Origin of the sequence: Xanthomonas sp. LMG 12461 (genome assembly GCF_009192935.1) — a bacterium.
GTDB classification, from domain to species: Bacteria; Pseudomonadota; Gammaproteobacteria; order Xanthomonadales; family Xanthomonadaceae; genus Xanthomonas_A; species Xanthomonas_A sontii.
In genome coordinates this window covers 1-26,483 of sequence record NZ_NQYT01000027.1, presented here as the reverse complement: position 1 = coordinate 26,483, position 26,483 = coordinate 1, and the positions used below count along the sequence as shown (strand labels likewise).

Here is a 26,483-nt window from a genome sequence, read left to right as displayed (position 1 = left end):
CCGGAGCCTTTCCATGCGCGATCCGCTGCCATCGTCTGCGCCGTACCGCCCGCTGTATGCGTGGTACGTCACCATCGTGCTGTTGCTGGCCTACACGCTGTCCTTCGTCGACCGGCAGATCCTCGGATTGCTGGTGCAGCCGATCAAGCGCGACCTGCAGCTGTCCGACTCGGCCTTCAGCCTGGTCCACGGCTTCGCCTTCGCGGTGTTCTACACGCTGATCGGGGTGATGCTCGGCCGCGTCGCCGACCGCCGCAACCGCCGCAACCTGATCGTGCTCGGCGTGGTGGTATGGATCGCGGCGACCGCCGCCGGCGCCTACGTCACCAGCTTCTTCACCCTGTTCCTGGCGCGGGTGTTCGTCGGTGTCGGCGAGGCCTCGCTGTCGCCGGCGGCGTACTCGATGCTGGCCGACTACTTCCCGCCGGAAAAGCGCGCGCGGGCGATGAGCGTGTACACCTCCGGCGTCTACATCGGCTCGGCGGCGGCGTTCATCGTCGGTGGCCTGGTGATCGCGGCCACCAGCAAGGAGAGCACGGTGCTGCTGCCGCTGCTGGGCAGCTTCCGGCCCTGGCAGGCGGCCTTCATCCTGGTCGCGCTGCCCGGCCTGGCGGTGATCGCGCTGATGGCCACGGTGCGCGAGCCAGCGCGGCGCGAGCAGGCCGCCGCGGTGCCGAGCGTGCGCCCGGACCTGAGACACCTGCGCGACAACGCGCGGGTGTACGTGGCGCTGTTCCTGGCCAACGGCGTGATCGCGATGATCACCTTCGGCATCACCGCCTGGTTGCCGGCCACCTTCATCCGCCGCTGGCAGTGGACCCCGGGCGAGATCGGCCCGGCCTACGGCATCATCATCCTCACCTTCGGCATCGCCGGCATGCTGTTCAGCGGCTTTCTGGCCGACCGCCTGGCCGCACGCGGCAGCCGCGACGCGGCACTGAAGATCTCGCTGGTCGGCGCCGTGCTGCTGGTGATCAGCAGTGCGCTGTTCGCGGTGGCACCAGGGCCGTGGCCGGCGCTGGCGGCGATCGCGCTGACCACGTTCGTGCTGGGCATGCCGGTAGCACTGGCGCCGGCGATCCTGCAGGCGGTCACCCCCAATCGCCTGCGCGGCCAGGTCACCTCGATCTACCTGCTGCTGGTCAACCTGATCGGGCTGGGCCTGGGGCCGTACCTGGTGGCGCTGGGCACCGACCACGTACTCGCCGACGAGCGCCAGGTCGGGCTGTCGCTGGGCGTGGTGTGCATGGGTGCGGCGCTGCTCGGCGCGCTGTGCCTGTGGACCGCCGCCGCGCCGTACCGGGCGCTGCTGCGGCGCGTGGACGCGGCGTTGTGACCATGCGCGGCCATGCCCCTACAATGCAATGGCGACGGCACCGCCGGCCGGCGCCGACGGATGCGTGCGCAGCCGCCGTGACCTGGCCGCAGGACGCCCCATGCAGGAAGCGCAGTGAGTTCGAAACCGAGTCCCGAGATGTCCAACAGCGCGTTGCCCGCCGATCCGCACACGGCGGACAGCGTGGACCAGCGACGCCTGACCAGCCTGATCGGCTACCGCATCACCCGCACCGAACTGCAGGTGCGGCGGCTGTTCCAGGACTGCGTGCGCGCCTTCGAGCTGAAGCCGGTGGAGTATTCGCTGCTGGTGCTGGTGGACGCCAATCCCGGCATCAACCAGCGGCAGCTGGGCGAGGTGTTGAGCGTGTCGCCGCCGAACCTGGCGATCGTGGTCGCGCGCCTGGTCAAGCGCAAACTGCTGCGGCAGGTGCGCGGGCGCCAGGACCGGCGCATGCAGCATCTGCATCTGACCACCGCCGGCACGGCGCTGCTGGCGCAGGCCGAAGCCGAAGTGGTGCGCATGGAGCAGCAGCTCGGCACCGCGCTCGGCGCGACCTCGGCACGCGCGCTGCTGCAGGCGCTGGACCGGCTGGACGCGCTCGACCGCCTGTAGCGGCCCCCTGCGGCGCGGCTGGTTCTTGCCGTCCGCCCTTCTTTCTCGCTGATTCCCGACCCGCCTCCAGCGTCCCGCTGATGGCGTGCGTCGCCGCGTGGTCGCGCCCTGCGCGCGCTGCGTGTTCGCGTTCCTGTCCCCCCGCACCCCGCCGTTCCCCTTTCGCTTGGAGTGCCTGCCCGTGAAGCGTGTCCGCTACCGTGTCCCCTCGTCGCCGCGTGCCCGTGCGCGCCTGGCTCTGCTCGCCGTGCTGGCCATCGCCTGGGTCGCCCCGGCGGCCGCGCAATCGGTGCCGCAGAGCGCCACCCTGCCGACCGGCATCAATACCGGCGGCACCAGCTTCTTCGACGGTTTCAGCAAGCCCAACCCGGGCTGGAGCGCGATCCAGTACCTGCGCCGCTACGACTTCGACGCGATCAAGGACGCGCACGGCGACGACGTGCCTGTGTTTCGCGATCCGCACATCGGCTCCTCGGTGTGGGTGACCCAGGTCGCCTACCTCAGCGACTACAAGCTGTTCGGCGGCTCCCTCGGCATCACCGCACTGGCGGCGCTGGTCGATCTGGATACGTCGTTCGCGTACGACAGCCCGGTGGCGCTGCGCGATAACGGCGCCGGCCTGGGCGACCTGACCATCGGCCCCTACCTGCAGATGGCACCGGTGATCCGCAATGGCCGCCCGGTGTTCTCGCAACGCTTCGAACTGGATGTGCTGGCGCCGATCGGCAAGTTCGACCGCAACCGCGACGTCAACCAGGGCGCGGGCTACTGGTCGGTGCTGCCGAGCTGGGCCTTCAGCATCCTGCCGACGCCGCGCTGGGAAATCAGCGGACGGCTTAACTACATTTACAACTTCCGCGCCGACAAGGCCTCCAACGTGCCGCAGGGGGACGGCTTCGTGTTCCGCAACGGCCAGGCCGGCGACGCCGCCTGGCTCAACTTCGCCAGTTCGCTGGAAGTGGTCAAGGACCTGCACCTGGGCATCAACGGCTACTACCTCAAGCAGTTGCGCGACAACCGCACCAATGGCGAACGCGTCGCCGACAGCAAGCAGACCCAGTTCTACCTGGGCCCCGGCCTGTCCTGGCGGATCGACCAGAAGAACATCTTCAACGCCAACTTCTACATGCCGGTGGAGGTCAAGAACGCGCCCTCCGGCCACAACGTCAACGTCCAGTACATCCACGTCTTCTGACCAACTTCGCAACGGACACGCGCTGCCATGAACCTGCACAACAAGACAATCCTCGTCACCGGCGTGGCCTCCGGCATCGGCGCCGAGGTCGCGCGCCTGGCGCGCTTCCACGGCGCCACCGTAATCGGCATCGACCGCCAGCCGGTCAACATGACCCTGCACGGCTTCCACCAGGCCGATCTGGGCGACCCGGCCTCGATCGACGCGCTGGTGGCGCAGCTGCCCGAGCGCATCGATGCGCTGGCCAACATCGCCGGCGTGCCCGGCACCGCGCCAGTGGACGTGGTGGCGAAGGTCAACTACCTGGGCCTGCGCCACCTCAGCCAGGCGTTGCTGCCGCGCATCGTGCCCGGCGGCAGCATCATCAACATCGCCTCCATCCTCGGCGCCGAGTGGCCGCAGCGGCTGGACCTGCACAAGCAGCTGGCCGCCGCCGACAGCTACGCCGCCGGCAGCGACTGGCTGGCGGCGCATCCGGTGCCGCAGGCGACCTGCTACCAGTACTTCAAGGAAGCGCTGATCGTGTGGACGCTGCTGCGCTCGCGCGACTGGTTCGCCGCGCATTCGGTGCGGGTCAACAGCGTCGCGCCCGGTCCGGTGTTCACGCCGATCCTGGGCGATTTCGTCACCATGCTCGGGCCCGAGCGGGTCCAGGCCGATGCCGGAAAGATGAAGCGTCCTGCCTATGCCGACGAGGTCGCCGAAGCGGTGGTGTTCCTCGCCTCCGATGCGGCGCGCTGGATCAACGGCGTCAACCTGCCGGTGGATGGCGGCCTGGCCGCCACCGCCCTCTGAACCACTCTTTCTTCCTCTTTCCACGAGAGCACACAGCATGCACAGCACCGAACCTCTGGCCGCCGCATCCACCTGGAGCGAGCGCATCTTCAACGGCGAGTGGGTCGCCGCCCAGGGCGGCGTCCTCGAGGTGATCGAACCGGGCAGCGGCACGCCGCTGCACCGCGTCGGCCAGGCCAATGCCGCCGACGTGGCCGCGGCGGTGGCGCAGGCGCGCGAGGCGCAACGCGCCTGGGCGGCCACGCCGCCGCGCGAGCGCGCGGCCGTGTTCCATCGCGCCGCGCAGGTATTGCAGCAGCATGCGGCCGCGGCCGCGGCGCTGATCGCCCGCGAGACCGGCGGCATCCTGCCCAAGGGCGAGCACGAGGTGCGCGAGGCGATCGTGCTGCTGCAGCAGGCCGCGGCGATGCCGCTGCAGGCGCAGGGCCAGGTGCTGCCGACCGCGCCGGGCCGACTGAGCCTGGCGCGACGCCTGCCGTTGGGCGTGGTCGGGGTGATCTCGCCGTTCAACTTCCCGCTGGTGCTGTCGCTGCGTTCGGTGGCGCCGGCACTGGCGGTCGGCAACGCGGTGGTGCTCAAGCCCGATCCGCGTACGCCGTACGCCGGCGGTTTCGTCATCGCCGAGGTGCTGCAGCAGGCCGGCCTGCCGAAGGGCCTGCTGCACGTGCTGCCAGGCGGTGCGGATGCCGGCCAGGCGCTGGTCGAGGCGCCTGGCGTGCCGATGATCGCGTTCACCGGTTCCACCGCCGCCGGCCGCCGTATCGGCGAACTGGCCGGCAAGCACCTGAAGAAGACCGCGCTGGAACTGGGCGGCAAGAACTCGTTGATCGTGCTCGAGGATGCCGATCTGGACAAGGCGGTGTCGGCGATCGCCTTCGGCGCATACTTCCACCAGGGCCAGATCTGCATGGCCACCGGTCGCGTGCTGGTCCAGCGCAGCATCGCCGCGGAGCTGACCCGGCGCCTGGCCGAGAAGGCGCGGCACCTGCCGGTTGGCGATCCGGCCACCGCCCACGTGGCGCTCGGTCCGATCATCGACCAGCGCCAGCTGCAGCACGTCAAGGACGTGGTCGATGCCTCGGTGGCGGCGGGCGCCGTGGTCGAGGCCGGCGGCACCCACGAGGGCCTGTTCTATGCGGCCACGGTGTTGTCGAACGTGCAGCCGGGCATGCCGGCGTTCGAGGAGGAAGTGTTCGGCCCGGTCGCCAACTTGATCGCCTTCGACAGCGACGACGAGGCGGTGGCGCTGGCCAACCAGACCGAATATGGCCTGTCGGCCGGCATCCTGTCGGCCTCGGTCGGCCGCGCGATGGCGCTGGGCGAGCGCCTGCACACCGGCCTGCTGCACATCAACGACCAGACCGTGGCCGACGAAGTCACCAACCCGTTCGGCGGCACCGGTGCCTCCGGCAACGGCACCAGCATGGGCGGCCCGGCCGACTGGGGCCAGTACACGCACTGGCAGTGGGTGACGATCCAGGACGGCGCGCCGCAGTATCCGTTCTGAGGACAAGTCGCCGGGCGTCGATGTGGCGCCCGGTTGTGCTCGTGGATGCATTGATTGCGGGAGAGATGATTGTTCCGTTGCGTGCGTGTTGAGCTACGCGCGGCCAATAGGGCCCTGGCACCGGCACCGGCGCCGACACTGCATTGTGGGAGGGACTTCAGTCCCGACGCTTCTGCGGTGACTCGCCATTTCAGCCGCGACGAACGAAGCGGGACTGGTCGATCATCGATCACGCGTCGGGACTGAAGTCCCTCCCACAGTAAAGCGACCGCACCGCGATCTCCGTACTGGCTGCGGGTCGTGTCACCCCTGCGCCCGCTGCCGGAACTGGATCGGCGAACACCCCGCATGCCGGCGGAAGCAGCGGCTGAAATACGCCGCATCGGCATAACCCAGGACTTCGGCCAGCTGCTGCACGGTCAAGGTGGTGTAGACCAGGCTGCGCCGCGCCTCAAGCATGATCCGGCGTTGCAACAACTCCAGCGCCGAGGCGCCGGCCAGGCGCCGGCACAGCGCGTTGAGATGGCTGCGGCTCAGCCCGAGCCGGTCGGCATAGCGGGCCAGCGGCCAATGTTCCCGGTAATGCGCGTCGATCAGCGCGGTATAGGCGCGCACGTGGCGCGCACCGCGGTCGGCATCGTGCGGATCGCGATGGGCATCCGCCAGCGCGCCGCGTGCCGCCCACAGCAAGGCCTGCGTGACCAGCGCCTGCAGCATCGGCTCGCGGCCGGGGCGGTGCTGTGTGTGTTCGGCGGCGATGGCGGCGAAGCAGGCGTCCAGCATCGCTTGCTGATCGCCGGCGGGCAGGCACAGCGGCCGGGCCAGCGCTTCGTCCAGATTGGGCCATTGCGCCGCCAGGCGCTGCCGCAGCGGCGCCGACACGGTCACGACATGGCCGCGCACGTTGCGCTGGAAACGGAAGCCGTGCACGCACAGCGGCGGCAACAGCAGCAGGCATGGCCCGCGCAGGCGCTGCTGCGTTCCGTCCAAGTGCAGGCCGGCACTGCCGCGTTGCAGGTACAGCAGTTGCAGCAGATCGCCGTGGCGGTGCGGGCGGATGTGCCAGTCGTGCAGGCGGCTGCGCGCGGCGATGGATTCCCAGTGCAACAGGTCCGATGTCCCTCTGTCGCCGGTCTCGCCGTACAGGCGAAAGGCCGGGACCGTGGCGGGCGACGCGACAGCGGCGGAGGCAGTGCGGGGCATCGGCGAAAAATACCGGAATCGGTCGCGATGATCCATGTCCTCGGCACGCCGCAAGCGGAACACTGTGGGTCTGTCCCATCCATCGGAGGACGTATGCGTACCCAGGTCGCCATCGTCGGCGCCGGCCCGGCCGGATTGCTGCTCGGGCAGTTGCTGCACGGCCACGGCATCGACACCGTCATCGTCGAGCGGCAGACGCCCGAGCACGTGTTGTCGCGAATCCGTGCCGGCGTGCTGGAGCAGGGCACCGCCGACCTGCTGTGCGCCGCCGGTGCCGGCGCGCGCATGCAGCGCGAAGGCATCGTCCACCATGGCTTCGAGCTGGCGCTGGAGCAGCGCCGCGAACGCATCGAACTGAGCGCGGCGACCGGTGGCCGTGCGGTCACCGTCTACGGCCAGACCGAAGTGACCCGCGACCTGATGGACGCACGCCGCGCCGCCGGCGCCGCCACCCTCTATTCCGTCGAGGATGTGCAGTTGCACGACATCGCCGGGCTGCAGCCGTGGCTGAGCTTCGTGCAGGATGGCGTCACGCAGCGCCTGGATTGCGACTACGTGGTCGGCTGCGACGGCTTCCACGGGGTCAGCCGCCGCGCGATTCCGGCCGAGGTGCTGCGTGTGTACGAGCGGATCTATCCGTTCGGCTGGCTGGGCGTGCTGGCCGACACCCCGCCGGTGGCCGACGAACTGATCTATGCGCGCAATGCGCGTGGCTTCGCGCTGTGCAGCATGCGTTCTCCCACCCGCACCCGCTACTACGTGCAGGTGCCGGCGGACGAGCGGGTGGAGGACTGGTCGGACGATCGCTTCTGGGACGAGCTGCGTCGGCGTCTTCCCGACGACGTGGCGCAGGCGCTGGTCACCGGTCCGTCGCTGGAGAAGAGCATCGCGCCGCTGCGCAGTTACGTCGCCGAACCGATGCAGTACGGCCGCCTGTTCCTGGCCGGCGATGCCGCACACATCGTGCCGCCGACCGGCGCCAAGGGCCTGAACCTCGCTGCCGGCGACGTCGGCCTGCTCGCGCACCTGTTCGCGCAGGCGCAGCAGGAGCGCAGCGACGCGCCGCTGCAGCGCTATTCGGAACTGGCCCTGCAGCGCGTGTGGAAGGCCGAGCGCTTTTCCTGGTGGATGACCACGATGCTGCATCGCTTCCCGGACGAGGACGCGTTCAGCCGGCGCCTGCACGATGCGGAACTGGACTACCTGCTCGGCAGCGCTGCCGGTCGCGCGACCATTGCCGAGAACTACGCGGGATTGCCGTTGGCGGTCTAGGGCTGGGATGATCAGCCATTCGGCTGCTGGAAAGCCTGGGAATCGGGATTGTCGATTCGCTAAGGCGCGTCCCAATCCCTCTGCGCTCGTCGATCGTGCGCGTCTCCGCGATTTTCCAATCCAGAATTACTGGCCCCATTCTCGACAGAAGAGCCGTCGATCGTTGCGATCGATGACGGCGATCAAAAGGCCTATCGACGACGACGTTGACCGTCGGTGCGTCGCTGCGCCATGCCACGCATACGAACGTTTTGGTACGTGGCGGCCGCGCCATTTCTGAGGTCGAGGTAACTGTGGCGATTCTCCCAGACCAGGAAAAAAGCCGGTAAATTCGCGTGCTTTTCGCGATTTCCCGCCTCGCGCAGGCACGGCGCGTTGCTACGCTGCAGCCGCGCCGGTGCCGACGTTGCCGCGCATCGCGGTAGCGCAGCGGCACTGCGCATTCCCCCTGTTCCCCCACCGGAGAGTCTTCCATGAAGATCCGTTTTCAGGCCTGTCTGCTGGCGCTGCTGCTTGCGCTCCCGGCCGCGTCCGCGTTCGCGCAGACCGCGGTCACCGCCAATCCCAACCACGCGCAGCTGCTGCACGGCGAGGACTGGCGTACCAGCGCCAACAAGCGCCTGGTCTACGACTTCTGGCGCATCGTGTTCGAAGCCGGGCACACCGAATATGCGCCGATGTACATGGCCAAGGACTACATCCAGCACAACCCGAACGTGGCCAATGGCCGCGATGCGTTCCTGGCGTTCCTGACCTCCTTCGTCAAGCCGACGCCGATCCAGCCGCGGGTGCAGTTGCCGCTGGTGGCGATCTTGGCCGAGGGCGACTACGTGACCCTGGTGTCGGTGCGCACGCTGCCCGATCCCAAGGACGCCAGCAAGACCTACACGACCACCTGGTTCGACATGTTCCGCATCCAGAACGGCAAGATCCAGGAGCACTGGGACGCGGCGACCAAGTGAGGTCGCGTCGCGCGCGTTGATCGCTGGCAGGCGCCGTCCACCCGCGTGGACGGCGCCTGCGCGCTGCGAGGGGAAAGCGCGCAGGCGTCAGAACGCGTCGGCGCGGTAGCCGGTGTCGATGCTGACGCTGCCGCCGAGCGCGCGCGAGACGCAGGCGCACAGCTTGCGGTTGCTGTGGCGCTGCTCGTCGCTGAGGAACACGTCGCGGTGGTCCAGCGGCGCGGCCGCGTCCAGCACCTCGACCACGCACAGGCCGCATTCGCCGCGGCGGCAGTCGGCCATGACCTCCACGCCGGCCGCGCTCAGCGCGTCCAGCAGCGACTCGTTCTCGGCGACCTGCACGGTCTTGCCCAGCGCCGGCACCTGCACCACGAACGGCTGCGCTGGTGCGTTGCCGCTGTTGCCGAAGGTCTCGAAGTGCAGGCGCGCGCGGGCGCGGCCGTCGTCGCGCCAGCGTTGCCGCAGTTCGTCCAGCAGCGGCAGCGGGCCGCAGGCGTAGACGTCGGCGTTGCGAGGCCATTGCGCGAGGTGCGCTGCCAGCTCGAGCTGACCCAGATGCTCCGGGCAGAACAGCCGCAGGCGCTCGCCCAGCAGCTCCTGCAAATGCTCCAGGTAGGCCATGCTGGCACGGCTGCGGCCGGCGTAGAGCAGCTGGAACGGGATGCGCCCGCGCGCCAGCCGTTGCGCCATGCCCAGTATCGGGGTGATGCCGATGCCACCGGCGACCAGCACGATGTGCTCGGCGGTCTCGTCCAGCGCGAAGTGGTTGTTGGGCGAGGAAATCTCCAGTTGGTCGCCTGGCGCCAGCGTCCACATCGCGCGCGACCCGCCGCGGCTGCCCGGCACCGCGCGCACCGCGATGCGGTAGTGGCCGTCTGCGGCGGGCTCGCCGACCAGCGAGTAGGAGCGCTCGTGCCAGGCCTCGCCGATGCGCACGCGCACGTCGAGGTGGCTGCCCACGGTGAACGGGCGGCTGGCGCGACCGGGATCGAGGACGATCTCGCGCACGTCCTGGCACGGCGTGGCGACGGCGACGACGCGGGCGATGGTCCACTGGGTGTCTTTGCGCATGGCGGGGTCCGGCAGGCGGGAAGGGGAGACGGGCGTCTGTGCGCCGCGATCAGGCGGGTGGGCGGCGCCGCAGCAGACGGCTGCCGGGGATCTGGCCCAGCGCGTTCTGGTCGTGCAGGGCGTGATGGGCGTTGCGCTGCGCCAGCCGCGCGTGTTCGCGCATCAGCGCTTCGGCGCGCGCGCCTTCGCGGCGCACGATCGCGTCCAGCACCTGACGGTGTTGGTCCTGCGCGATCGACAGCACGGTGGCGGCTTGGCTGCGTTCGAGTACGAAGCTGCTCGGCGAGGCGAACGGCAACTGCGCTACCCGCGCGAACTCGCGCGACAGCAGCGCGCTGCCGGCCATCTCGAACAGCAGCGCGTGCAGCTGTGCGTTGCCGTCGACGTAGTGGGCGAAGGCCTCCTCGCTCAGCGGTCGCGTCGCCAGGACGGCGTCGATCTGCGCCAGCAACGCCTGCGCCCGCGCGAGCAAGGCCGGCTCGGCACCGCGCTCGGCCGCGCGGCGCGCGGCCAGCCCTTCCAGGGTGCCGCGCAGTTCGATGGCGTCGTCCACATCGGCCTCGTCGAACGCCTGCACCGCGTAGCCGCCGCCACGCAGCGGCTGCACCAGGCCTTCCTCGGCCAGCCGCTGCAGGGCGGCGCGCACCGGCGTGCGCGAGACGCCCAGGCGCTCCACCAGCGCAACCTCGGACAAGCGCTCGCCGGCGGGCAGGGCGCCGGCCAGGATCAGCTCGCGCACTTCCAGCAGGGCGCGGGTGGTCTGCGCGGCACTGGAGCGGAACGGATGCGCGGCGGACATGGCGGTGGCTCCGGGATCCTGGCGGCGGTTCATCCGACCATGCGCAGCTGCAGGTCCTGGTTGCGCTGCTCGGCGGCGACCATGCGCTCGATCAGCCGCCGCGCCCACATGCCGCCGGCATCGACGTTGAGGTTGTAGAACACGTGATCCGGATGCGCGTCGATGGCGCGCTGCTGCGCTTCCAGGATCAGCTCGTCCTCGCCGAACACACCGCTGACGCCGTCGCGCAGGCGCGTGGTGATCGACTGCTCGTGCAACGAATGGTTGCGCGCGAATGCCCAGAAGTAGTGGCAGGTGCGATCGGTTTCCGGGGTGATGGTGTTGAGCACGTAGCCGTTGACCCCGCGCGAGCGGTCGCCCTGCGGCGCGCCGCTGCCGGCCACCGCCACGCCGACGTCGATGGCGATGGTGCAGGGCGCCTCGAAGCGGATGATCTGCCAGCGGTCGACCTTGCCGCGGTAGCCGTGCGCATGTTCGATCTGCCAGGCCCAGAACGGCGGCGGGTCGATGTCCAGCATCCAGCGCGAGACCACCGTGCTGCGTTCGCCGTGGACCACGTCGAACGGCGCCTCGGCGACCTCGTCCTGGCCGATGCTGGAGCCGTGCACGAAGGTCTCGTGAGTCAGGTCCATCAGGTTGTCCAGCACCAGCCGGTAGTCGCACTTGACGTGGATGGTGCGGCCGTCGCCGGCCCAGGCCGGGTCGTCGTTCCAGTGCAGGTCCGGCACCAGCGCGGGGTCGGCCAGCGCCGCGTCGCCCGGCCACACCCAGACGTAGCGGTGCCGTTCCACGGTGGGGAAGCGGCGCACGCAGGCGGAAGGGTTGATCGTGTCCTGCGAGGGCATGTGCACGCAGCGCCCGTTCGCGTCGTAGACCAGGCCGTGGTAGCCGCAGACCACGTCGTCGCCGCGCAGCCGGCCCATCGACAGCGGCACCAGCCGATGCCAGCAGGCGTCCTCGAGCGCGGCCACGCGGCCGCTGCTGGTGCGGTACAGCACGATGTCCAGATTGCACACCTTGCGCGGCAGCAGCGCGTGCTTGACCTCGTGATCCCAGGCGATGGCGTACCAGGCATTGAGCGGAAATGCCGGAGTGGACGACTGCATGGCGGCGACCTCGATTGTGTATACAACAGGCTGGGGGAAGATCCTTGCGTGTTGCGGGCGGAGGGCGAGCGGGCGCTGCCTTTACGCCATCGCCCGATACGCGGCGATGGCCGAATGTATACAACAGGGATGAGCCGGCGCGCCGTTGCCACATCGTTAAATTGTTCGTTTATCGAACTGTGCATCCGATAATCGGATTGACCGCCCGCCAGTGCCGGCCTAACGTGGCCTCCCGGACCGACCTGGAGGAGGATGTCGTGGCAGACCTTGTAATGCGCTTGCGCCGACGCGCGCTGCGCCCCCGGCCGGCGACGGTGGAGCGGCGCCGATGATCGACAAGACCCTGGCTTCGTGCGCCGACGCAGTGGCCGACATCCACGATGGCGCCACGGTGATGATCGGCGGCTTCGGTACTGCGGGCATGCCCGATGCGCTGATCGACGCGCTGATCGCGCAGGGCGCGCGCGAGCTGACCATCGTCAACAACAACGCCGGCAACGGCGAGACCGGGCTGGCCGCGCTGATCAAGCACAAGCGCGTGCGCAAGATCGTGTGCTCGTTCCCGCGGCAGAGCGACTCGCAGCACTTCGACGCGGCCTACCGCGCCGGCGAGCTGGAACTGGAGCTGGTGCCGCAGGGCAACCTGGCCGCGCGCATCCACGCGGCCGGCAACGGCCTGGGTGCGATCTTCACCCCGACCGGCTACGGCACCGAGCTGGCCGCCGGCAAGGAGACCCGCGAGATCGACGGCCGCCACTACGTGCTGGAGTATCCGATCCGCGCCGATTTCGCGCTGATCAAGGCGCACCACGGCGACCGCTGGGGCAACCTGGTGTACCGCAAGACCGCGCGCAACTTCGGCCCGCTGATGGCGATGGCCGCGACCTGCGCGATCGTGCAGGTGGAGAAAGTGGTGGAACTCGGCGCACTGGACCCGGAAGCGGTGGTGACGCCGGGCATCTTCGTGCAACGGGTGGTGGCGGTGGCCACCGCACAGGAGGGCGCATGCACGCATTGAACGGGCGCGGCATCGACCGCAACGCGCTGGCCGCACGGGTGGCGCGCGACATCCCCGAGGGCGCCTACGTCAACCTGGGCATCGGCCTGCCGACCGCGGTGGCCAACTTCCTGCCGGCGGACAAGGAGATCTTCCTGCACAGCGAGAACGGCCTGCTCGGCATGGGGCCGGCGCCGCCGCCGGGCCAGGAGGACCTGGACCTGATCAACGCCGGCAAGCAGCCGGTGACACTGCTGACCGGCGGCTGCTATTTCCACCACGCCGACTCGTTCGCGATGATGCGCAGCGGGCGCCTGGACGTGTGCGTGCTCGGCGCGTTCCAGGTGTCGGTGCACGGCGACCTGGCCAACTGGAGCACCGGCGCGGCCGATGCGATCCCGGCGGTCGGCGGCGCGATGGACCTGGCGATCGGCGCCAAGCAGGTCTACGTGATGATGGAACTGCTGACCAAGCGCGGCGAGCCCAAGCTGGTGAACGCCTGCAGTTATCCGTTGACCGGGCTGCGCTGCGTGTCGCGGGTGTACACCGACCTGGGCGTGTTCGCGCTCGGGCCGGACGGCGCGCGCGTGCTCGAACTGGTCGAGGACGTGAGCCTGGACGACCTGCGCCAGGCCACCGGGCTGGCGCTGACCCTGGCCGATTCCACGGAGGCGGCATGAACGAGGCTTACATCATCGACGGCATTCGCACGCCGATCGGCCGCTACGGCGGCGCCCTGGCCGGGGTGCGTGCGGACGACCTCGGCGCAGTGCCGCTGCAGGCGCTGCAGGCGCGGCAGCCGCAGCTGGATCCGGCGCAACTCGACGACGTCTACCTGGGCTGCGCCAACCAGGCAGGCGAGGACAACCGCAATGTCGCGCGCATGAGCCTGCTGCTGGCGGGCCTGCCGTTCGGCGTGCCGGGCAGCACGGTCAACCGCCTGTGCGGTTCCGGCCTGGATGCCATCGGCACCGTCGCGCGCGGCATCCGCGCCGGCGAGCTGGGCCTGGCCATCGCCGGCGGCGTCGAGTCGATGTCGCGCGCGCCGTGGGTGATGGGCAAGGCCGACAGCGCCTTCGCCCGCAACCAGCAGCTCGAAGACACCACCATGGGCTGGCGCTTCGTCAATCCGAAGCTGCAGCAACTGTACGGCGTGGAGCTGATGGGCGAGACCGCCGAGAACGTAGCCGCACGCTACGGCATCTCGCGCGAGGACCAGGACGCCTTCGCCCTGCGCAGCCAGCAGCGCACCGCCGCCGCGCAGGCCGCCGGCTTCTTCGACGGCGAGATCGTGCCGGTGACCGCGCCGGGCAGGAAGCGTGGCGAGACCGTCGAGGTCAGCGTCGACGAGCATCCGCGCGCCGACACCACCCTTGAGGCGCTGGCCAGGCTCAAGCCGATCTTCCGCCAGCCCGGCACCGTCACCGCCGGCAATGCCTCGGGCATCAACGATGGTGCCGCCGCGCTGCTGCTGGCCAGCGACGCGCAGGTGCAGGCGCTGGGCCTGACCCCGCGTGCACGCGTGCTGGGCTTCGCCAGCGCCGGCGTGGAGCCGGCCTACATGGGTATCGGCCCGGTGCCGGCCACGCGCAAGCTGCTGGCGCGGCTGGGGCTGTCCATCGGCGACTTCGATGCGATCGAACTCAACGAGGCGTTTGCCGCGCAGGGCCTGGCCTGCCTGCGCGAACTCGGCGTCGCCGACGATGCCGCACACGTCAACGCCAACGGCGGCGCGATCGCGCTCGGTCATCCGCTGGGCATGAGCGGCGCGCGCCTCGCCCTGACCCTGCTGCGCCAGCTCGAGGCCAGCGGTGGTCGCCGCGGTCTGGCGACCATGTGCATCGGCGTCGGCCAGGGCGTGGCGCTGGCGATCGAGCGGCTGTAGCCGCTCGCGCCATCGACGCTGCGCCGCATACGCCTGCATCATTCTTCCAGCCAACCGGCTCCGCGTGGAGCCAGCGAGACCGCACGATGCGCGACGATACCCCCATCGATCCCCTGCTCGGCTATCGGCGCCCGTACCCCGGGACGCAGCCGGCCTACCTGCACCCGCCCTACGCCTCCACCGGCGCGCGCGGCCCGACCCGCGATCCGATCGCGATCCCGCTGACCCTGTCCGAAGCGACCGGCCCGACCCTGGACCGCACCACCCTGGGCGAACACGCCGCCGATCTCACCGCCGGCTTTCCCGGCGCGCCGCTGGGCGAGCGCATCATCGTCAGCGGGCGCCTGCTCGACGAGAACGGCAAGCCGGTGCGCAACAGCGTGGTCGAGGTGTGGCAATGCAATGCCGCCGGCCGCTACCTGCACGCCGGCGACCAGCACGACGCGCCGCTGGATCCCAACTTCACCGGCACCGGCCAGGTGCTGACCGACGACCACGGCCGCTACCGCTTCACCACCATCAAGCCCGGCGCCTATCCGTGGCGCAACCACTACAACGCATGGCGCCCGGCGCACATCCACTTCTCGCTGCACGGCGACGGCATCGGCCAGCGCCTGGTCACGCAGATGTATTTCCCCGGCGATCCGCTGCTGGCGTTCGACCCGATCTTCAACTGCGTGGAGGACCCGAAGGCGCGCGAGCGCATGGTCTCCGCGTTCGACTGGGAGACCACCGCCAACGAGTTCGCGCTGGGCTACCGTTTCGACATCGTCCTGCGCGGACGCAAGCAGACCCCTTGGGAGTGAGGCGATGAGTTTCCAGGCAACCCCTTCGCAGACGGTCGGTCCCTACTACCGGATCGGGCTGGAACCGCTGTACCGCACCGAGATCGCGCCGCCACAGGCGCAGGGCACCCACGTGGAGATCGTCGGCAGCGTGTTCGACGGCAACGGCGCACCGGTCGGCGATGCGCTGCTGGAGATCTGGCAGGCCGATGCCGCCGGCATCTACGACCATGCCGCCGATCCGCGCCGCGGCGACCACGATCCGGCCTTCCATGGCTGGGGCCGGGTACCGACCGACGCGCAGGGGCGCTTCGCCTTCCGCACGGTCAAGCCCGGCCGCGTCGCCGGGCCCAAGGGCCTGCAGGCGCCGCACCTGGTGGTGCTGGTGTTCATGCGCGGCCTGCTGCGCGCCGCACCGACCCGGCTGTACTTCGGCGACGACGACCTGGACGGCGACGCGATCCTGGCGCAGGTGCCGGCCGAGCGCCGCGCCACCTTGGTCGCGCAACCGCAGGCGCCCAACCGCTACCAGTGGGACGTGCGCATGCAGGGCGAGCACGAGACTGTGTTCTTCCGCTACTGAGCGCAGCGACATCCCGCACAGGCTGCAGCGGTTACGCTGCATGATCTCTCCACCGCCTACGAACCGATGAGCGTCTCCGAGTCCCTGTTGCGTCCGCTGTTCGGCGATCCGGCCGTCGATGCGCTGTTCGACGACCGCGCGCGCCTGCAGGCCATGCTCGACGTGGAAGCGGCGCTGGCGCGCGCGCAGGCACGCTGCGGCGTGATCCCGGCCGACGCGGTGGCGCCGATCGCCGCCGCCTGCGATGCTGCGCGCTACGACCTGCCGGCGCTGGCCGCCGCCACCGCGTTGGCCGGCAATCCGGCCATTCCCTTGGTCAAGGCGCTCACCGCGCAGGTCGCCGCCGCCAATGAAGACGCCGCGCGCTGGGTGCACTGGGGCGCGACCAGCCAGGACATCATCGACAGCGGCGCGGTGCTGCAACTGCGCGCCGCGCTCGACCACGTGGAAGCGCAACTGGACGCGCTGTGCACGGCGCTGGCGGCGTTGGCGCAGCGCGAGCGCGACACCGGGCTGCCCGGGCGCACCCTGTTGCAGCAGGCGGTGCCGGTGACCTTCGGGCTGAAGGCCGCGGGTTGGCTGGACGCGCTGCAGCGCAGCCGCCGACGCCTGCAGGCGCTGCGCGAGGATGCCCTGGTGCTGCAGTTCGGCGGTGCCGCCGGCACCCTGGCTGCGCTGCAGTCGCAGGGCCTGGCCGTGGCCGAGGCGTTGGCCGAGGAATTGCGGCTGCCGTTGCCGGCGCTGCCCTGGCACGCGGCGCGCGATCGTATCGGCGAGATCGGCGCGGCGTTCGCGCTGCTCGCCGGCAGCCTCGGCAAGATCGGTCGCGACGTGGCCTTGCTGATGCAGTCGGAAGTGGCCGAGGCGTTCGAGCCGGCGGCGGCGGGCAAGGGCGGCTCCTCGGCGATGCCGCACAAGCGCAATCCGGTCGGCTGCGTGGTCGCGATCGCCGCGGCCACGCGCGCGCCGGGCCTGCTGGCGACCTTGTTCGCGGCGCTGCCGCAGGAACACGAGCGCGCGGTCGGCGGCTGGCATGCCGAATGGGAGACCCTGCCCGAACTGGTGCGCCTGAGCGCCGGCAGCCTGGCCCAGGTGCGGGTGCTGGTCGAGGGCCTGGAGCTGGACCGCGCGCGCATGGCCGCGCATCTGGACAGCCACGGCGGCCTGCTCTACGCCGAGGCGGTGGCGGTGACCCTGGCCGCGCATCTGGGCAAGGCCGCCGCGCACGCGCTGGTGGAAACCGCGGTGCGCCGCGCGCTGGCCACGCAGCAGCACCTGCGCGCGGTGCTGGCCGAGGAGCCGCAGGTGACCGCGGTGCTGGCGCCGGCGGATCTGGATGCGCTGTTCGCCAGCGACAGCTGGCGCGGCATGGCAGCGGTGTGGATCGAGCGCGTGCTCGCCGCGCAGGCGCGCGGGTGAGGCGCCGCGCCGTGCCTGTCTGCCGCAGTGTCGGCGCCACGTTCTAGACTTGTCGGTGCCGCGCGGTTGCGTGCCGCCGTGGCCCCTTCCACTTTCCCTGCGAGCGCCGCCCATGCCCATCCTCGACCTGCCCACGCATCGTCTGCATTACCGCATCGACGGCAGCGAAGGCCGTCCGTGGCTGACCCTGTGCAACTCGCTCGGCACCGACCTGCACATGTGGGACGCGCAGATTGCCGCGCTGTCGCCGCACTTCCGCGTGCTGCGCTACGACCGTCGTGGCCATGGCGCGTCCACCACCCCGCCGGCGCCCTATGCCATCGCCGACCTCGGCGGCGACGTGGTGGCGCTCTGGGATGCGCTGTCGATCGAGCGCAGCCATTTCTGCGGCCTGTCGATCGGTGGGCTGACCGGACAGTGGCTGGGCCTGCACGCGGGCGAGCGCCTGCTCAGCCTCACCCTGTGCGCCACCGCAGCCAAAATCGGCAGCGCCGAGAGCTGGCAGGCGCGCATCGAGCAAGTGCGCGCCGAAGGCCTGGCGCCGCTGTGCGAAGGCACCCGCACGCGCTGGTTCACCCCGGCCTTCGCCGAAGCGCAGCCGGCGACCGTCGAGGCGATCCTGGACAGCTTCCGCGCTACCGATGCGCAGGCCTACATCGGCTGCTGCCAGGCGCTGGCCGAGGCCGACTTCCGCGCGCGCCTGGGCGAGATCCGTGTGCCGGTGCTGGCCGTGGCCGGGCACGACGATCCGGTGTGTCCGCCGGCCGATCTGCAGGCCATCGCCGCGCAGGTGGCGCAGGGCGAGGATGCCGAGGTGCACGGCCGCCACCTGTGCAACGTCGAGTCGCCGCACGCCTTCAACGACGCGCTGCTGCGCTTCCTGCTGCAGTAGCCAGTACCCGTTTTTCCCCACGTTTCAGGAGTCGCCCCGATGCACGAGAACGAACGCTACGCCGCCGGCCTGCAGGTGCGCCGCGCGGTGCTCGGCGATGCCCATGTCGACCGCTCGCTGGCCGCACGCACGCCGTTCACCGAGGAATTCCAGGAGTTCATCACCCGCACCGCCTGGGGCACGGTGTGGACCCGCGAGGGCCTGCCGCGGCACACGCGCTCGCTGCTGACCCTGGCGATGATGGTGGCGCGCGGCCACGACGAAGAGTTCAAGCTGCACGTGCGCGCCGCGCGAAACAACGGCGTCAGCGCCGACGAGATCAAGGAAGTGCTGCTGCAGGCGGCGATCTATTGCGGTGTGCCCGCGGCCAACCACGCCTTCGCCCTGGCCGCGCCGATCCTGGCCGAGCAGGCGGCTGAGGGCGGCGCGAACGCTGCGGACTGAGCGCGGCGCTGCTGTCGCGGCAGAGGATGGCGGCGGCCCACGGTTGAGCGCCGACCGCGTCGTGCACGGGACGAAGTGTGCCTGCTGTAGGTCCTGCGACGGTGCCTCACGCAAGCCGGATCCGCGCGGCGCTTCGCGCGCCGTACCCTCACCCCAACCCCTCTCCCGGGGGGAGAGGGGCTTTGGCTCTTCCTTCTTCCACCGGAGGAAGGTGCCCAGCAGGGGCGGATGCGGGTCAGTCCAGCACGCGGCTCAACTGCTGCGCCGCGTAGCGCAGTGCCGGCAACACCGTGCTCTGCAGGCTGCCCAGGGTCATCCGCGCCACCGAGCTGCCGACGTTGAGCGCGGCGACCACGCGGTCCTGGCGGTTGCGCACCGGCACCGCCACCGAGCGCAGGCCGATCTCCAGTTCCTGGTCCACCACCGCGTAGCCGTCGCGCTGCACGCGCTCGAGCAGGGCCTGGAACTGCGCGCGGTCGGTGACGGTGCGCTCGGTGCGCGGGCGCAGCGGATTGCGCTCCAGATAGCTGTTCAAGGTGTCGCCCGGCTGCGCCGCCAGCAGTACCCGGCCCATCGAGGTGCAGTACGCCGGCAGGCGGCTGCCGGCACGCAGGCCGATCGACATGATGCGCACGGTTTCCGCACGCGCCACGTACAGCAGGTCGTCGCCGTCGAGCACGCCCAGCGAGCAGGACTCGTGCAAGGTGTCGCGCAGCGCGTCCAGCACCGGTTGCGCCGCCACCGACAGCGCGGCGGTGGACAGGTAGCCGCTGCCGATGCCCAGCGCGCGCGGCAGCAGCACGTAGCCGCGGCCGTGGGTGCCGGCATAGCCCAGCTTCTCCAGCGTGTACAGCACGCGCCGCACCGCCGCGCGCGGGATGCCGGTGTCGGCGCTGAGCTGAGCCATGCTGACGTCGCGGCTGTGCTGGCCGAAGGCGCTGAGCACGGCCAGGCCGCGCGCCAGCGAGGTCATGAAGTTCGGATCGCCTTCGCATTCGCCGATGCGCCGCATCAGCTCCGCGGCCAGGCCGCGCTCGGGCGGGGTGGGAGCGGTGGCGGCACGCGCGGTGCGGCGTGCGCGAGGGGGACGCGGGGACTCGGACATGGAAGCGGCGGCGGCGGCGATGCGTCCGATGGTAGTGGCTGCATCCGCGGGCGTCGATGCCGCGGTGTGGCGAGATGGCCGATCGCCCGCGTCATGAAACATGTCGGAGGGGCTTCAGCCGCGACGTGCGGAGATTGGAATGCGGCACGATCGGGCGGATTCGGCGCGTCGGGACTGAAGTCCCTCCCACAGTGCAGGTCCCGACAATGCCGGTGCCTGCACCTGTGGGAGCGGCTTCAGCCGCGACGTGCGAGGGTCGGTGGGCGTGACTCGGTGGGTCGGGACCGAAGTTCCTTCCACCGGCGACCCTGCCTCAGACCTGTCGCCTCAGTCGCCCAGCCGCACCACCAGCTTGCCGAAGTTGCCGCCGCTCAGCATGTCGATGAAGGCCTGCGGCGCGTTTTCCAGACCGTCCACCACGTGCTCGCGGTAGCGTACGCGGCCGTCGGCCAGCCAGGCGCCCATCTCGCGCAGGAACTCCGGATACAGCTTGACGAAGTCGCTGACGATGAAGCCGCGCAGGGTCAGGCGCTGGCGCAGCACCTGGCCCATCAGTGCCGGCATCCGGTCCGTCCCCGGCGGCAAGGCGCCGTTGGCGTTGTAGGTGGCGATGGTGCCGCACACCGGCACCCGCGCGAAATCGTTGAGCAGCGGCAGCACCGCATCGAACACGTGGCCGCCGACGTTCTCGAAATACACGTCGATGCCGTCGGTCGCGGCGGCGCGCAACTGCTCGGCAAAGTCCTTGGCGCGGTGATCCAGGGCCACGTCCACGCCCAGTTCCTCGCGCAGGTAGCGGCATTTTTCCGCGCCGCCAGCGATGGCGATGACCTTGGCCCCGCGCAGTTTGGCGATCTGCGCCACGGTGGCGCCGACCGGGCCGGTGGCCGCGGCGACCGCCACGGTCTCGCACGGCTGCGGCTTGCCGATCTCGTGCAGGCCGGCGTAGGCGGTGAAGCCGGGCATGCCGTACACGCCCAGCGCGGTGCTCGGCGGCAGCGGCGAGTTGGGGTCGAGCTTGCGCCGCAGGCTGGCGCCGTCGACGACCAGATGGGTCTGCCAGCCGCCGTTCTGCACCAGCACCAGATCGCCTGGTGCGTGGTCGGGGGAATTGGATTGCAGCACCTCGGCCACGGTGCTGCCGACCATGGTCTCGCCCAGTTGCACCGGCGGCGCGTAGGACGGCGCATCGCTCATGCGCCCGCGCATGTACGGGTCCAGCGACAGCCAGCGGTTGCGCAGCAGCACCTGGCCGGGGCCGGGTGGCGCAATCGGGGCCTGTTCGGTACGGAAGTTGTCGGTGCCCGGCGCGCCTTGCGGGCGCGAGGCGAGGACGATGCGGGTGGTGTGGGTGGGGGCGGTCATGCGGTTTCCTCGCTTGCGGTATTCAATTGCGCGATGTCCTCGGCCGAGAGCTGCAGGCGTGCGGCGGCGAGCAGGTCCTGCAACTGCTCCAGGCTGGTCGCGCTGGCGATCGGCGCGACGATGCCGGGCCGCGCCATCAACCAGGCCAGCGCCACCTGCGTGGGCGTGGCGGCATGCTTGCCGGCGATGTCGTCGAGCGCGGCGAGGATGCGCAGGCCGCGCGCGTTGAGATAGCGCGCGACCACGCTGGCGCCGCGTGCCTTGCTCTTGCCCGCGTCTTCGGCGCGACGGTACTTGCCGCTGAGGAAGCCGCTGGCCAGCGCGTAGTAGCACAGCACGCCCAGGCCCTGTTCGCGCACCAGCGGCTCCAGTTCGGCCTCGTAGCCGGCGCGGTCGTATAGGTTGTACTCCGGCTGCAGCGTCTCGTAGCGGGGCAGGCCGTACTGCGCGGAGACGTTCAGCGCCTCGCGCAGGCGCGCGGCGCTGTAGTTGGAAGCACCGATGGCGCGCACCTTGCCCTGTTCGATCAACCGCCCGAACGCGGCCAGCGTGGCTTCCAGCGGCACCGAATCGTCGTCTGCGTGCGCCTGGTACAGATCGATGACGTCGGTCTGCAGGCGCTGCAGCGAGTCCTCCGCGGCGGCGGCGATGGTGTCGGCCGACAGGCCCGGGCGTTCGGCCCATTTGCCGACCTTGGTCGCGATCAGCACCTTGTCGCGCTTGCCGCTGCGCTTGAGCCACTGTCCGATCAGCGTTTCCGATTCGCCGCCGTGATTGCCGGGGACCCAGGCCGAGTAGATGTCGGCGGTGTCGACGAGATTGCAGCCGGCCTCGACGAAGGCATCGAGCAGGGCGAAAGAGGTCTTGGCGTCGGCGCTCCAGCCGAACACGTTACCGCCGAACGCCAGCGGTGCCGCATGCAGGCCGGAGCGGCCGAGTTCGCGCGTGTGCAGCATGGAAAACGCTCCACTGTGGGGAAAGGCGACAGGATAGTCGCCGGGTGTCGAAGGATCGGCCAATGCTCGCGAAAACAGCGTTCCGCCGGCGTGATTCGTGCTAACGGGAGCGCAACATTCGGGCTTGTCGGGCCGCATGCTAGGCTCGCCCCACCTCCTCTTGCGGATGCCTGCCATGACGCTTCGAACCTCGCTCGCCTGCGCCTGTACTCTGGCCGTCGCCACCGCCTTGCTCGCCCCTGCCGCGCAGGCGATCAAGCCTGCCGACACCGCGACGCTGCCGGCGCCGGACGCGGCGTTGCAGACGGCGATCGACGGCAGCTGGCGCGACCGCGCCAACGTCGCCCGCGACGCCTACCGTCATCCCGGCCAGACCCTGGCATTCTTCGGCATCAAGCCGACCCAGACGGTGATCGAGGTCACTCCGGGCAGCGGCTGGTATTCCGAGATCCTGGCGCCGTACCTGCGCGAGCGCGGGCAGTACATCGCCGCGGTGGTCGATCCGGCGGCCGTGCCGGAAGGCCGCGGCCGCGATTACCAGCAGAAGGCGCGCGCCGGCCTGGAGCAGAAGTTCGCCGCGGCGCCGGCGCAGTACGACCACGCGCGCATCGTGGCCTATGCGCCGAACGCACCGGTGTTCGGCCCGCCCGGCTCGGCCGATCTGGTGCTGACCTTCCGCAACGTGCACAACTGGCGCATGGCCGGCCAGGCCGAAGGCATGTTCAAAGGCTTCTACAACGTGCTCAAGCCCGGCGGCGTGCTCGGCGTGGTCGAGCACCGTGCCAAGGCCGACGTGCCGGCCGACGACAAGAGCGGCTATGTCGGTCAGGCGCAGGTGATCGCCATGGCCGAGGCGGCCGGCTTCAAGCTGGCCGGCAAGAGCGAGGTCAACGCCAATCCGCGCGACACCAAGGATTATCCGGGCGGTGTGTGGACGCTGCCGCCGAGCAACCAGCACGAGGCCGCCGACGATGCCAAGTACCAGGCGATCGGCGAGAGCGACCGGATGACCCTGAAATTCGTCAAGCGTTGAGCCGGCGCGCAGGCGGCACGCCGCGCGCGCATGGGACAATGCCTGCGCCGCGCTGTGCGGCGCAGGTTCGCTGCCGTTCCCGTCGATGCTGATCGCCTTCAACAAGCCCTTCAACGTGCTGTGCCAGTTCACCGACCGCAGCACGCCGCCGCGGCGCACCCTGGCCGAATTCGGCCTGCCCGCCGACGTGTACGCGGCCGGACGCCTGGACTACGACAGCGAGGGCCTGCTGTTGCTGACCGACGATGGCGCATTGGCGCACCGTCTTACCGATCCGCGGCACAAACAGCCCAAGACCTACTGGGTGCAGGTGGAGGGCACGCCGCAACCGGAGCAACTGCAGCGCCTGCGCGACGGGGTGCTGTTGAACGACGGTCCAACCGCGCGGGCGGAGGTGACGTTGCTGGAGGCGGCGCCATCGCTATGGCCGCGCGACCCGCCGGTGCGCTTCCGCAAGAGCGTGCCCGATGCCTGGCTGCAGGTCGTGCTGCGCGAAGGCCGCAATCGCCAGGTGCGGCGGATGACTGCCGCGGTCGGCTTGCCGACCCTGCGCCTGGTGCGTGCGGCGATGGGCGCGCACCGCCTGGACGGGTTGGCGCCGGGGGCCTGGCGCGCGCTGTAGTGCGTGTTGTGCCGAATGACCCGCAGGAGCGGCGTCAGCCGCGACCGGAGCGCATCGGTGACGCCTCGGTCGCAGCTGAAGCCGCTCCAGCGTTGGAAAAGCAGAAGCGCGGCGAACCATAAAAAAACGACCGGGATGTCTCCCGGCCGCTGCGTTGCATGCGGCGGCTGCCGTCAGAGGCAGTGCGCGGATCTCACTCTTCGGTGGCGTCCTGCGCTGCGGCATTGCGGCGCGTGCCGCGGGTGCTGGCAGCGCTGCGGCGCGCACCGACGTTGCCGCGCTTGTTGGCGGCTTCGATGCGCTGCGCATTGCCTTCGATCGGCGCGCCCTTGTCGCGCTGGCGCTTGCGGTAGATGGCGTAGCCGAGCAGACCCACACCCACGGCGGCAGCGGCGATCGCGATGGCCGGGTTGCGGCGCACGGCGGTGCGCGCGACCTTGGAGCCGGTCTTCACTGCACCCATCGCGGCGCCCGCCTTGAGCGCGCCCATCGCCTTGCCCGACTGCAGCCACTTGTTCGCCTGCGGGCCGAAGTGCTTGAGGCTGTCGCCGGCGTGGCTGGCGAGATCCAGGGCGCGATCGGTGATGATGGTCAGCTTGCTCATGGGCGTCCCCTACTGGCAGGAATGAAGGGCTGCAGTGTCGCCCTCGTACCGTATACGGGGCGTTAGCGCAGCGCCGCGGATTCGTCTGCCCGCTGAATGCGGTGCGCCAGACCCGCTAGGTGCCACGCGGCTTGGCGCGATGGCTGGCGGTGGCGGTCCAGGGGTCGTCCGGCCACGGGTGGCGCGGATAGCGGCCTTTCATTTCCTTCTTCACTTCCGGATAGGTGTTGGACCAGAAGTTGCGCAGGTCCTGGGTGACCTGCAGCGGCCGCCCGCCGGGGGAGAGCAGGTGCAGCAGCAGCGGCACGCGGCCGTCGGCGATGCGCGGAGTGTCGGCCAGGCCGAACAGTTCCTGCAGCTTGACCGCCAGCACCGGCGGCTGCGGCTGCCCGGCATGGTCCAGGCTGTAGTCGATGCGCCGTTCCATGCCCGAGGGCACCGCGATGCGCATCGGGGCATGGCGGTCGATGGCCTGGCGGCGGTCCCACGGCAGCCGCGCCTTCAGCGCCTCGCCCAGCTCGTCCTCGCTCAGCGCATCGAGCCGGGTCTTGCCGGCGAAGGCCGGGCGGAGCCAGTCGTCGAGGCTGGCCAGCAGCGCGGTATCGCCCAGGTCCGGCAGCTCCAGTTCCGGCATCCACTGGCGCAGTCCCGCCACCCGTGCGCGCCATTGCGACAGGTTCTCGCTCCAGGGCAGCGCCTGCAGCCCCAATTCGCGCACCGCCTCGGTCAGCGCCGCGGCTGCCTGCGCCGGCTCGACCCGGCCGGCGGGGCGGCAGTCGAGCACGATGCGATCGAAACGAGTTTCGCGCAGCGCCGTGAGCGCGCGCCGTTCCGGGTCCCAACGCACCACGTCTTCCTGTGCGAAGCGCTGCGGAAACTGCGCGCGCAGGTAGCGCTCGTCCACCGGCGCGGCGCGCAGCAGCAACGCGTCCTTGGCCTCGTGGCGCAGTTCGGTGGCGACCAGCCAGGGCTCGCCGCGCAGGTCGCTGTTGTCGAACAAGCGCACGCTGCGGCCATTGGCCAGCTGGTAGCGCAGCGGATCGCTGGGGTGACGCGTGCCGACGCGGTCGGGAAAGGCGTGCGCGAGCAGATCGCCGAGTTCGTGCGCCTCCACGCTGTCCGGCGCGGCGGCGTCGCTGCGCAGGCGCCGTCGCCACTGCTTGGCGGCGGCATCGATCGCCGCCAGCGCGCTGCGGTTGGCGTCGTGCGGCACGCGGCCGTGGCGGAACGCGGCCAGGGCGCGCCAGCGCACGGCCAGCGCATCGCCGCCCTGGCGTAGCGGATCGCGCGCTTCGATCAGCGCGGCGAGGTCGCAGGCCAGTGCCTGTGCGCGCGCATCGCCAGCGGCCAGCAGCATCGCCGCCAGCCGCGGATGCGTGCCCAGCGCGAGCATGCGCCGGCCGCTGGCGGTGATGGCACCACTCTCTGCGAGTGCGCCGAGCCGCTGCAGCAGCTCGCGGGCGGCGGCGAGTGCGCCGGCCGGCGGCGGATCGACGAAGCGCAGGCCATCGCTGCCCCAGGCGGCCAGTTCCAGCGCCAGCCCGGCCAGTTCCACCTGCAGGATCTCGGCGCGGCGTTGCGCCTCCAGGCGTTGCGATTGCGGCCACAGCCGGTAGGCCCAGCCGCTGGCGACACGGCCGGCGCGGCCGGCGCGCTGATCGGCCGAGGCCTGGGCGATGGCGGTCACGTCCAGCCGCGAGAAGCCGCTGTTGGGATCGTAGTGCGGCTCCCGCGCCAGCCCGGCGTCGATCACCACGCGCACCCCGGGCAGCGTCACCGAGGACTCGGCGACGTTGGTCGCCAGCACCACGCGCCGCCGCCCCTGCGGATCGGGCTGCAACACCTTGGTCTGCTGCTCCACCGGCAACTCGCCATGCAGCGGCAAGACCTCCACTCCGCTCCCTTCTCCCCCCGGGAGAAGGTGGCGCGCAG

General features: G+C 70.6%; 26 protein-coding genes. 17 read left to right on the top strand and 9 right to left on the bottom strand.

All coding sequences use genetic code 11. From position 1 onward, the window contains the following. Positions 1-13: 13 nt before the first annotated feature. The 5 genes from CEK68_RS07710 (at position 14) to CEK68_RS07690 (ending at position 5,448) form a co-directional block, all read left to right on the top strand. Positions 14-1,336, top strand: coding sequence for an MFS transporter (locus CEK68_RS07710; RefSeq protein ID WP_043094141.1), 1,323 nt, complete (start codon positions 14-16; stop codon positions 1,334-1,336). A 138-nt stretch (positions 1,337-1,474) separates the two neighbouring features. Then, entirely contained in the window at positions 1,475-1,951 is a 477-nt protein-coding gene (locus tag CEK68_RS07705; RefSeq protein WP_148828161.1) for a MarR family transcriptional regulator, read from the top strand. A gap of 232 nt (positions 1,952-2,183) precedes the next feature. Continuing rightward, positions 2,184-3,146, top strand: a complete 963-nt coding sequence (locus CEK68_RS07700; protein WP_152239054.1) for a transporter — start codon at positions 2,184-2,186, stop codon at positions 3,144-3,146. A gap of 27 nt (positions 3,147-3,173) precedes the next feature. Next, positions 3,174-3,941, top strand: coding sequence for a coniferyl-alcohol dehydrogenase (locus tag CEK68_RS07695; RefSeq protein ID WP_152235708.1), 768 nt, complete (start codon positions 3,174-3,176; stop codon positions 3,939-3,941). 37 nt (positions 3,942-3,978) lie between these two features. Further along, the gene (locus CEK68_RS07690) at positions 3,979-5,448 is read left to right on the top strand and encodes a benzaldehyde dehydrogenase (protein ID WP_152239040.1); all 1,470 of its coding nucleotides are present in this window, start codon (positions 3,979-3,981) and stop codon (positions 5,446-5,448) included. A 303-nt stretch (positions 5,449-5,751) separates the two neighbouring features. Here CEK68_RS07690 and CEK68_RS07685 read toward each other — a convergent pair whose 3' ends face one another. Continuing rightward, positions 5,752-6,651: a helix-turn-helix domain-containing protein gene (locus CEK68_RS07685; RefSeq protein WP_017916016.1), complete on the bottom strand. Its 900-nt coding sequence runs from the start codon at positions 6,649-6,651 to the stop codon at positions 5,752-5,754. 93 nt (positions 6,652-6,744) lie between these two features. Here CEK68_RS07685 and pobA point away from each other — a divergent pair, with 93 nt between their 5' ends. After that, entirely contained in the window at positions 6,745-7,923 is a 1,179-nt protein-coding gene (gene pobA / locus CEK68_RS07680) for a 4-hydroxybenzoate 3-monooxygenase (protein WP_152239039.1), read from the top strand. Positions 7,924-8,396: 473 nt separating this feature from the next. Next, on the top strand, positions 8,397-8,885 hold the full coding sequence (locus CEK68_RS07675; RefSeq protein WP_152239038.1) for a nuclear transport factor 2 family protein: 489 nt from the start codon (positions 8,397-8,399) through the stop codon (positions 8,883-8,885). Positions 8,886-8,972: 87 nt separating this feature from the next. Here CEK68_RS07675 and CEK68_RS07670 read toward each other — a convergent pair whose 3' ends face one another. From CEK68_RS07670 to CEK68_RS07660, 3 genes are read right to left on the bottom strand one after another with little or no spacing between them, the layout of a single operon-like run. Beyond that, on the bottom strand, positions 8,973-9,956 hold the full coding sequence (locus CEK68_RS07670; protein ID WP_152239037.1) for a PDR/VanB family oxidoreductase: 984 nt from the start codon (positions 9,954-9,956) through the stop codon (positions 8,973-8,975). Positions 9,957-10,005: 49 nt separating this feature from the next. Next, on the bottom strand, positions 10,006-10,755 hold the full coding sequence (locus CEK68_RS07665) for a GntR family transcriptional regulator (RefSeq protein ID WP_152239036.1): 750 nt from the start codon (positions 10,753-10,755) through the stop codon (positions 10,006-10,008). 29 nt (positions 10,756-10,784) lie between these two features. Further along, positions 10,785-11,861, bottom strand: a complete 1,077-nt coding sequence (locus tag CEK68_RS07660) for an aromatic ring-hydroxylating dioxygenase subunit alpha (protein ID WP_017916012.1) — start codon at positions 11,859-11,861, stop codon at positions 10,785-10,787. Positions 11,862-12,189: 328 nt separating this feature from the next. Between CEK68_RS07660 and CEK68_RS07655 the strand changes: the two genes are divergently transcribed. The 8 genes from CEK68_RS07655 to pcaC all read left to right on the top strand — a co-directional run bounded on the left by CEK68_RS07655 (position 12,190) and on the right by pcaC (position 18,866). Next, positions 12,190-12,879: a 3-oxoacid CoA-transferase subunit A gene (locus CEK68_RS07655; RefSeq protein WP_017911717.1), complete on the top strand. Its 690-nt coding sequence runs from the start codon at positions 12,190-12,192 to the stop codon at positions 12,877-12,879. Next, a complete protein-coding gene (locus CEK68_RS07650; protein WP_193314136.1) occupies positions 12,867-13,538 on the top strand; it encodes a 3-oxoacid CoA-transferase subunit B in 672 nt (223 codons plus the stop codon). The genes CEK68_RS07655 and CEK68_RS07650 overlap by 13 nt, the downstream gene beginning before the upstream one ends. Then, a complete protein-coding gene (pcaF, locus tag CEK68_RS07645; protein WP_152239035.1) occupies positions 13,535-14,743 on the top strand; it encodes a 3-oxoadipyl-CoA thiolase in 1,209 nt (402 codons plus the stop codon). The genes CEK68_RS07650 and pcaF overlap by 4 nt, the downstream gene beginning before the upstream one ends. Before the next feature lie 86 nt (positions 14,744-14,829). Continuing rightward, positions 14,830-15,549, top strand: a complete 720-nt coding sequence (gene pcaH / locus CEK68_RS07640) for a protocatechuate 3,4-dioxygenase subunit beta (RefSeq protein WP_017908147.1) — start codon at positions 14,830-14,832, stop codon at positions 15,547-15,549. Positions 15,550-15,553: 4 nt separating this feature from the next. Beyond that, a complete protein-coding gene (gene pcaG / locus CEK68_RS07635) occupies positions 15,554-16,111 on the top strand; it encodes a protocatechuate 3,4-dioxygenase subunit alpha (RefSeq protein ID WP_017916007.1) in 558 nt (185 codons plus the stop codon). Between the two features lie 66 nt (positions 16,112-16,177). Then, a complete protein-coding gene (locus CEK68_RS07630; RefSeq protein ID WP_152239034.1) occupies positions 16,178-17,530 on the top strand; it encodes a 3-carboxy-cis,cis-muconate cycloisomerase in 1,353 nt (450 codons plus the stop codon). Positions 17,531-17,642: 112 nt separating this feature from the next. After that, positions 17,643-18,422 carry a 3-oxoadipate enol-lactonase gene (gene pcaD / locus CEK68_RS07625; RefSeq protein WP_152239033.1) on the top strand — a complete coding sequence of 260 codons (780 nt, stop codon included), beginning with the start codon at positions 17,643-17,645 and terminating at the stop codon, positions 18,420-18,422. A gap of 39 nt (positions 18,423-18,461) precedes the next feature. After that, the gene (pcaC, locus tag CEK68_RS07620) at positions 18,462-18,866 is read left to right on the top strand and encodes a 4-carboxymuconolactone decarboxylase (RefSeq protein WP_152239032.1); all 405 of its coding nucleotides are present in this window, start codon (positions 18,462-18,464) and stop codon (positions 18,864-18,866) included. A gap of 235 nt (positions 18,867-19,101) precedes the next feature. Here the strand turns inward: pcaC and CEK68_RS07615 are convergent, their stop codons facing one another. The 3 genes from CEK68_RS07615 to CEK68_RS07605 form a co-directional block, all read right to left on the bottom strand. Then, entirely contained in the window at positions 19,102-19,971 is an 870-nt protein-coding gene (locus CEK68_RS07615) for an IclR family transcriptional regulator C-terminal domain-containing protein (protein ID WP_152239031.1), read from the bottom strand. A 327-nt stretch (positions 19,972-20,298) separates the two neighbouring features. After that, the gene (locus CEK68_RS07610; RefSeq protein ID WP_152239030.1) at positions 20,299-21,336 is read right to left on the bottom strand and encodes an NADP-dependent oxidoreductase; all 1,038 of its coding nucleotides are present in this window, start codon (positions 21,334-21,336) and stop codon (positions 20,299-20,301) included. After that, the gene (locus CEK68_RS07605; RefSeq protein WP_152239029.1) at positions 21,333-22,292 is read right to left on the bottom strand and encodes an aldo/keto reductase; all 960 of its coding nucleotides are present in this window, start codon (positions 22,290-22,292) and stop codon (positions 21,333-21,335) included. Before CEK68_RS07605 ends, CEK68_RS07610 begins: the two co-directional genes overlap by 4 nt. A gap of 175 nt (positions 22,293-22,467) precedes the next feature. On the opposite strand from CEK68_RS07605, the gene CEK68_RS07600 reads away from it, so the two are divergent. After that, complete coding sequence (locus CEK68_RS07600; RefSeq protein WP_010343706.1) at positions 22,468-23,325, top strand: class I SAM-dependent methyltransferase; 858 nt, start codon at positions 22,468-22,470, stop codon at positions 23,323-23,325. 85 nt (positions 23,326-23,410) lie between these two features. Beyond that, positions 23,411-23,947: a pseudouridine synthase gene (locus CEK68_RS07595; protein ID WP_152239028.1), complete on the top strand. Its 537-nt coding sequence runs from the start codon at positions 23,411-23,413 to the stop codon at positions 23,945-23,947. A gap of 193 nt (positions 23,948-24,140) precedes the next feature. Here CEK68_RS07595 and CEK68_RS07590 read toward each other — a convergent pair whose 3' ends face one another. Continuing rightward, complete coding sequence (locus CEK68_RS07590; RefSeq protein WP_017908157.1) at positions 24,141-24,551, bottom strand: hypothetical protein; 411 nt, start codon at positions 24,549-24,551, stop codon at positions 24,141-24,143. A gap of 115 nt (positions 24,552-24,666) precedes the next feature. Further along, a partial coding sequence (hrpB, locus tag CEK68_RS07585) for an ATP-dependent helicase HrpB (RefSeq protein ID WP_152239027.1) occupies positions 24,667-26,483 on the bottom strand: 1,817 nt, incomplete at its 5' end.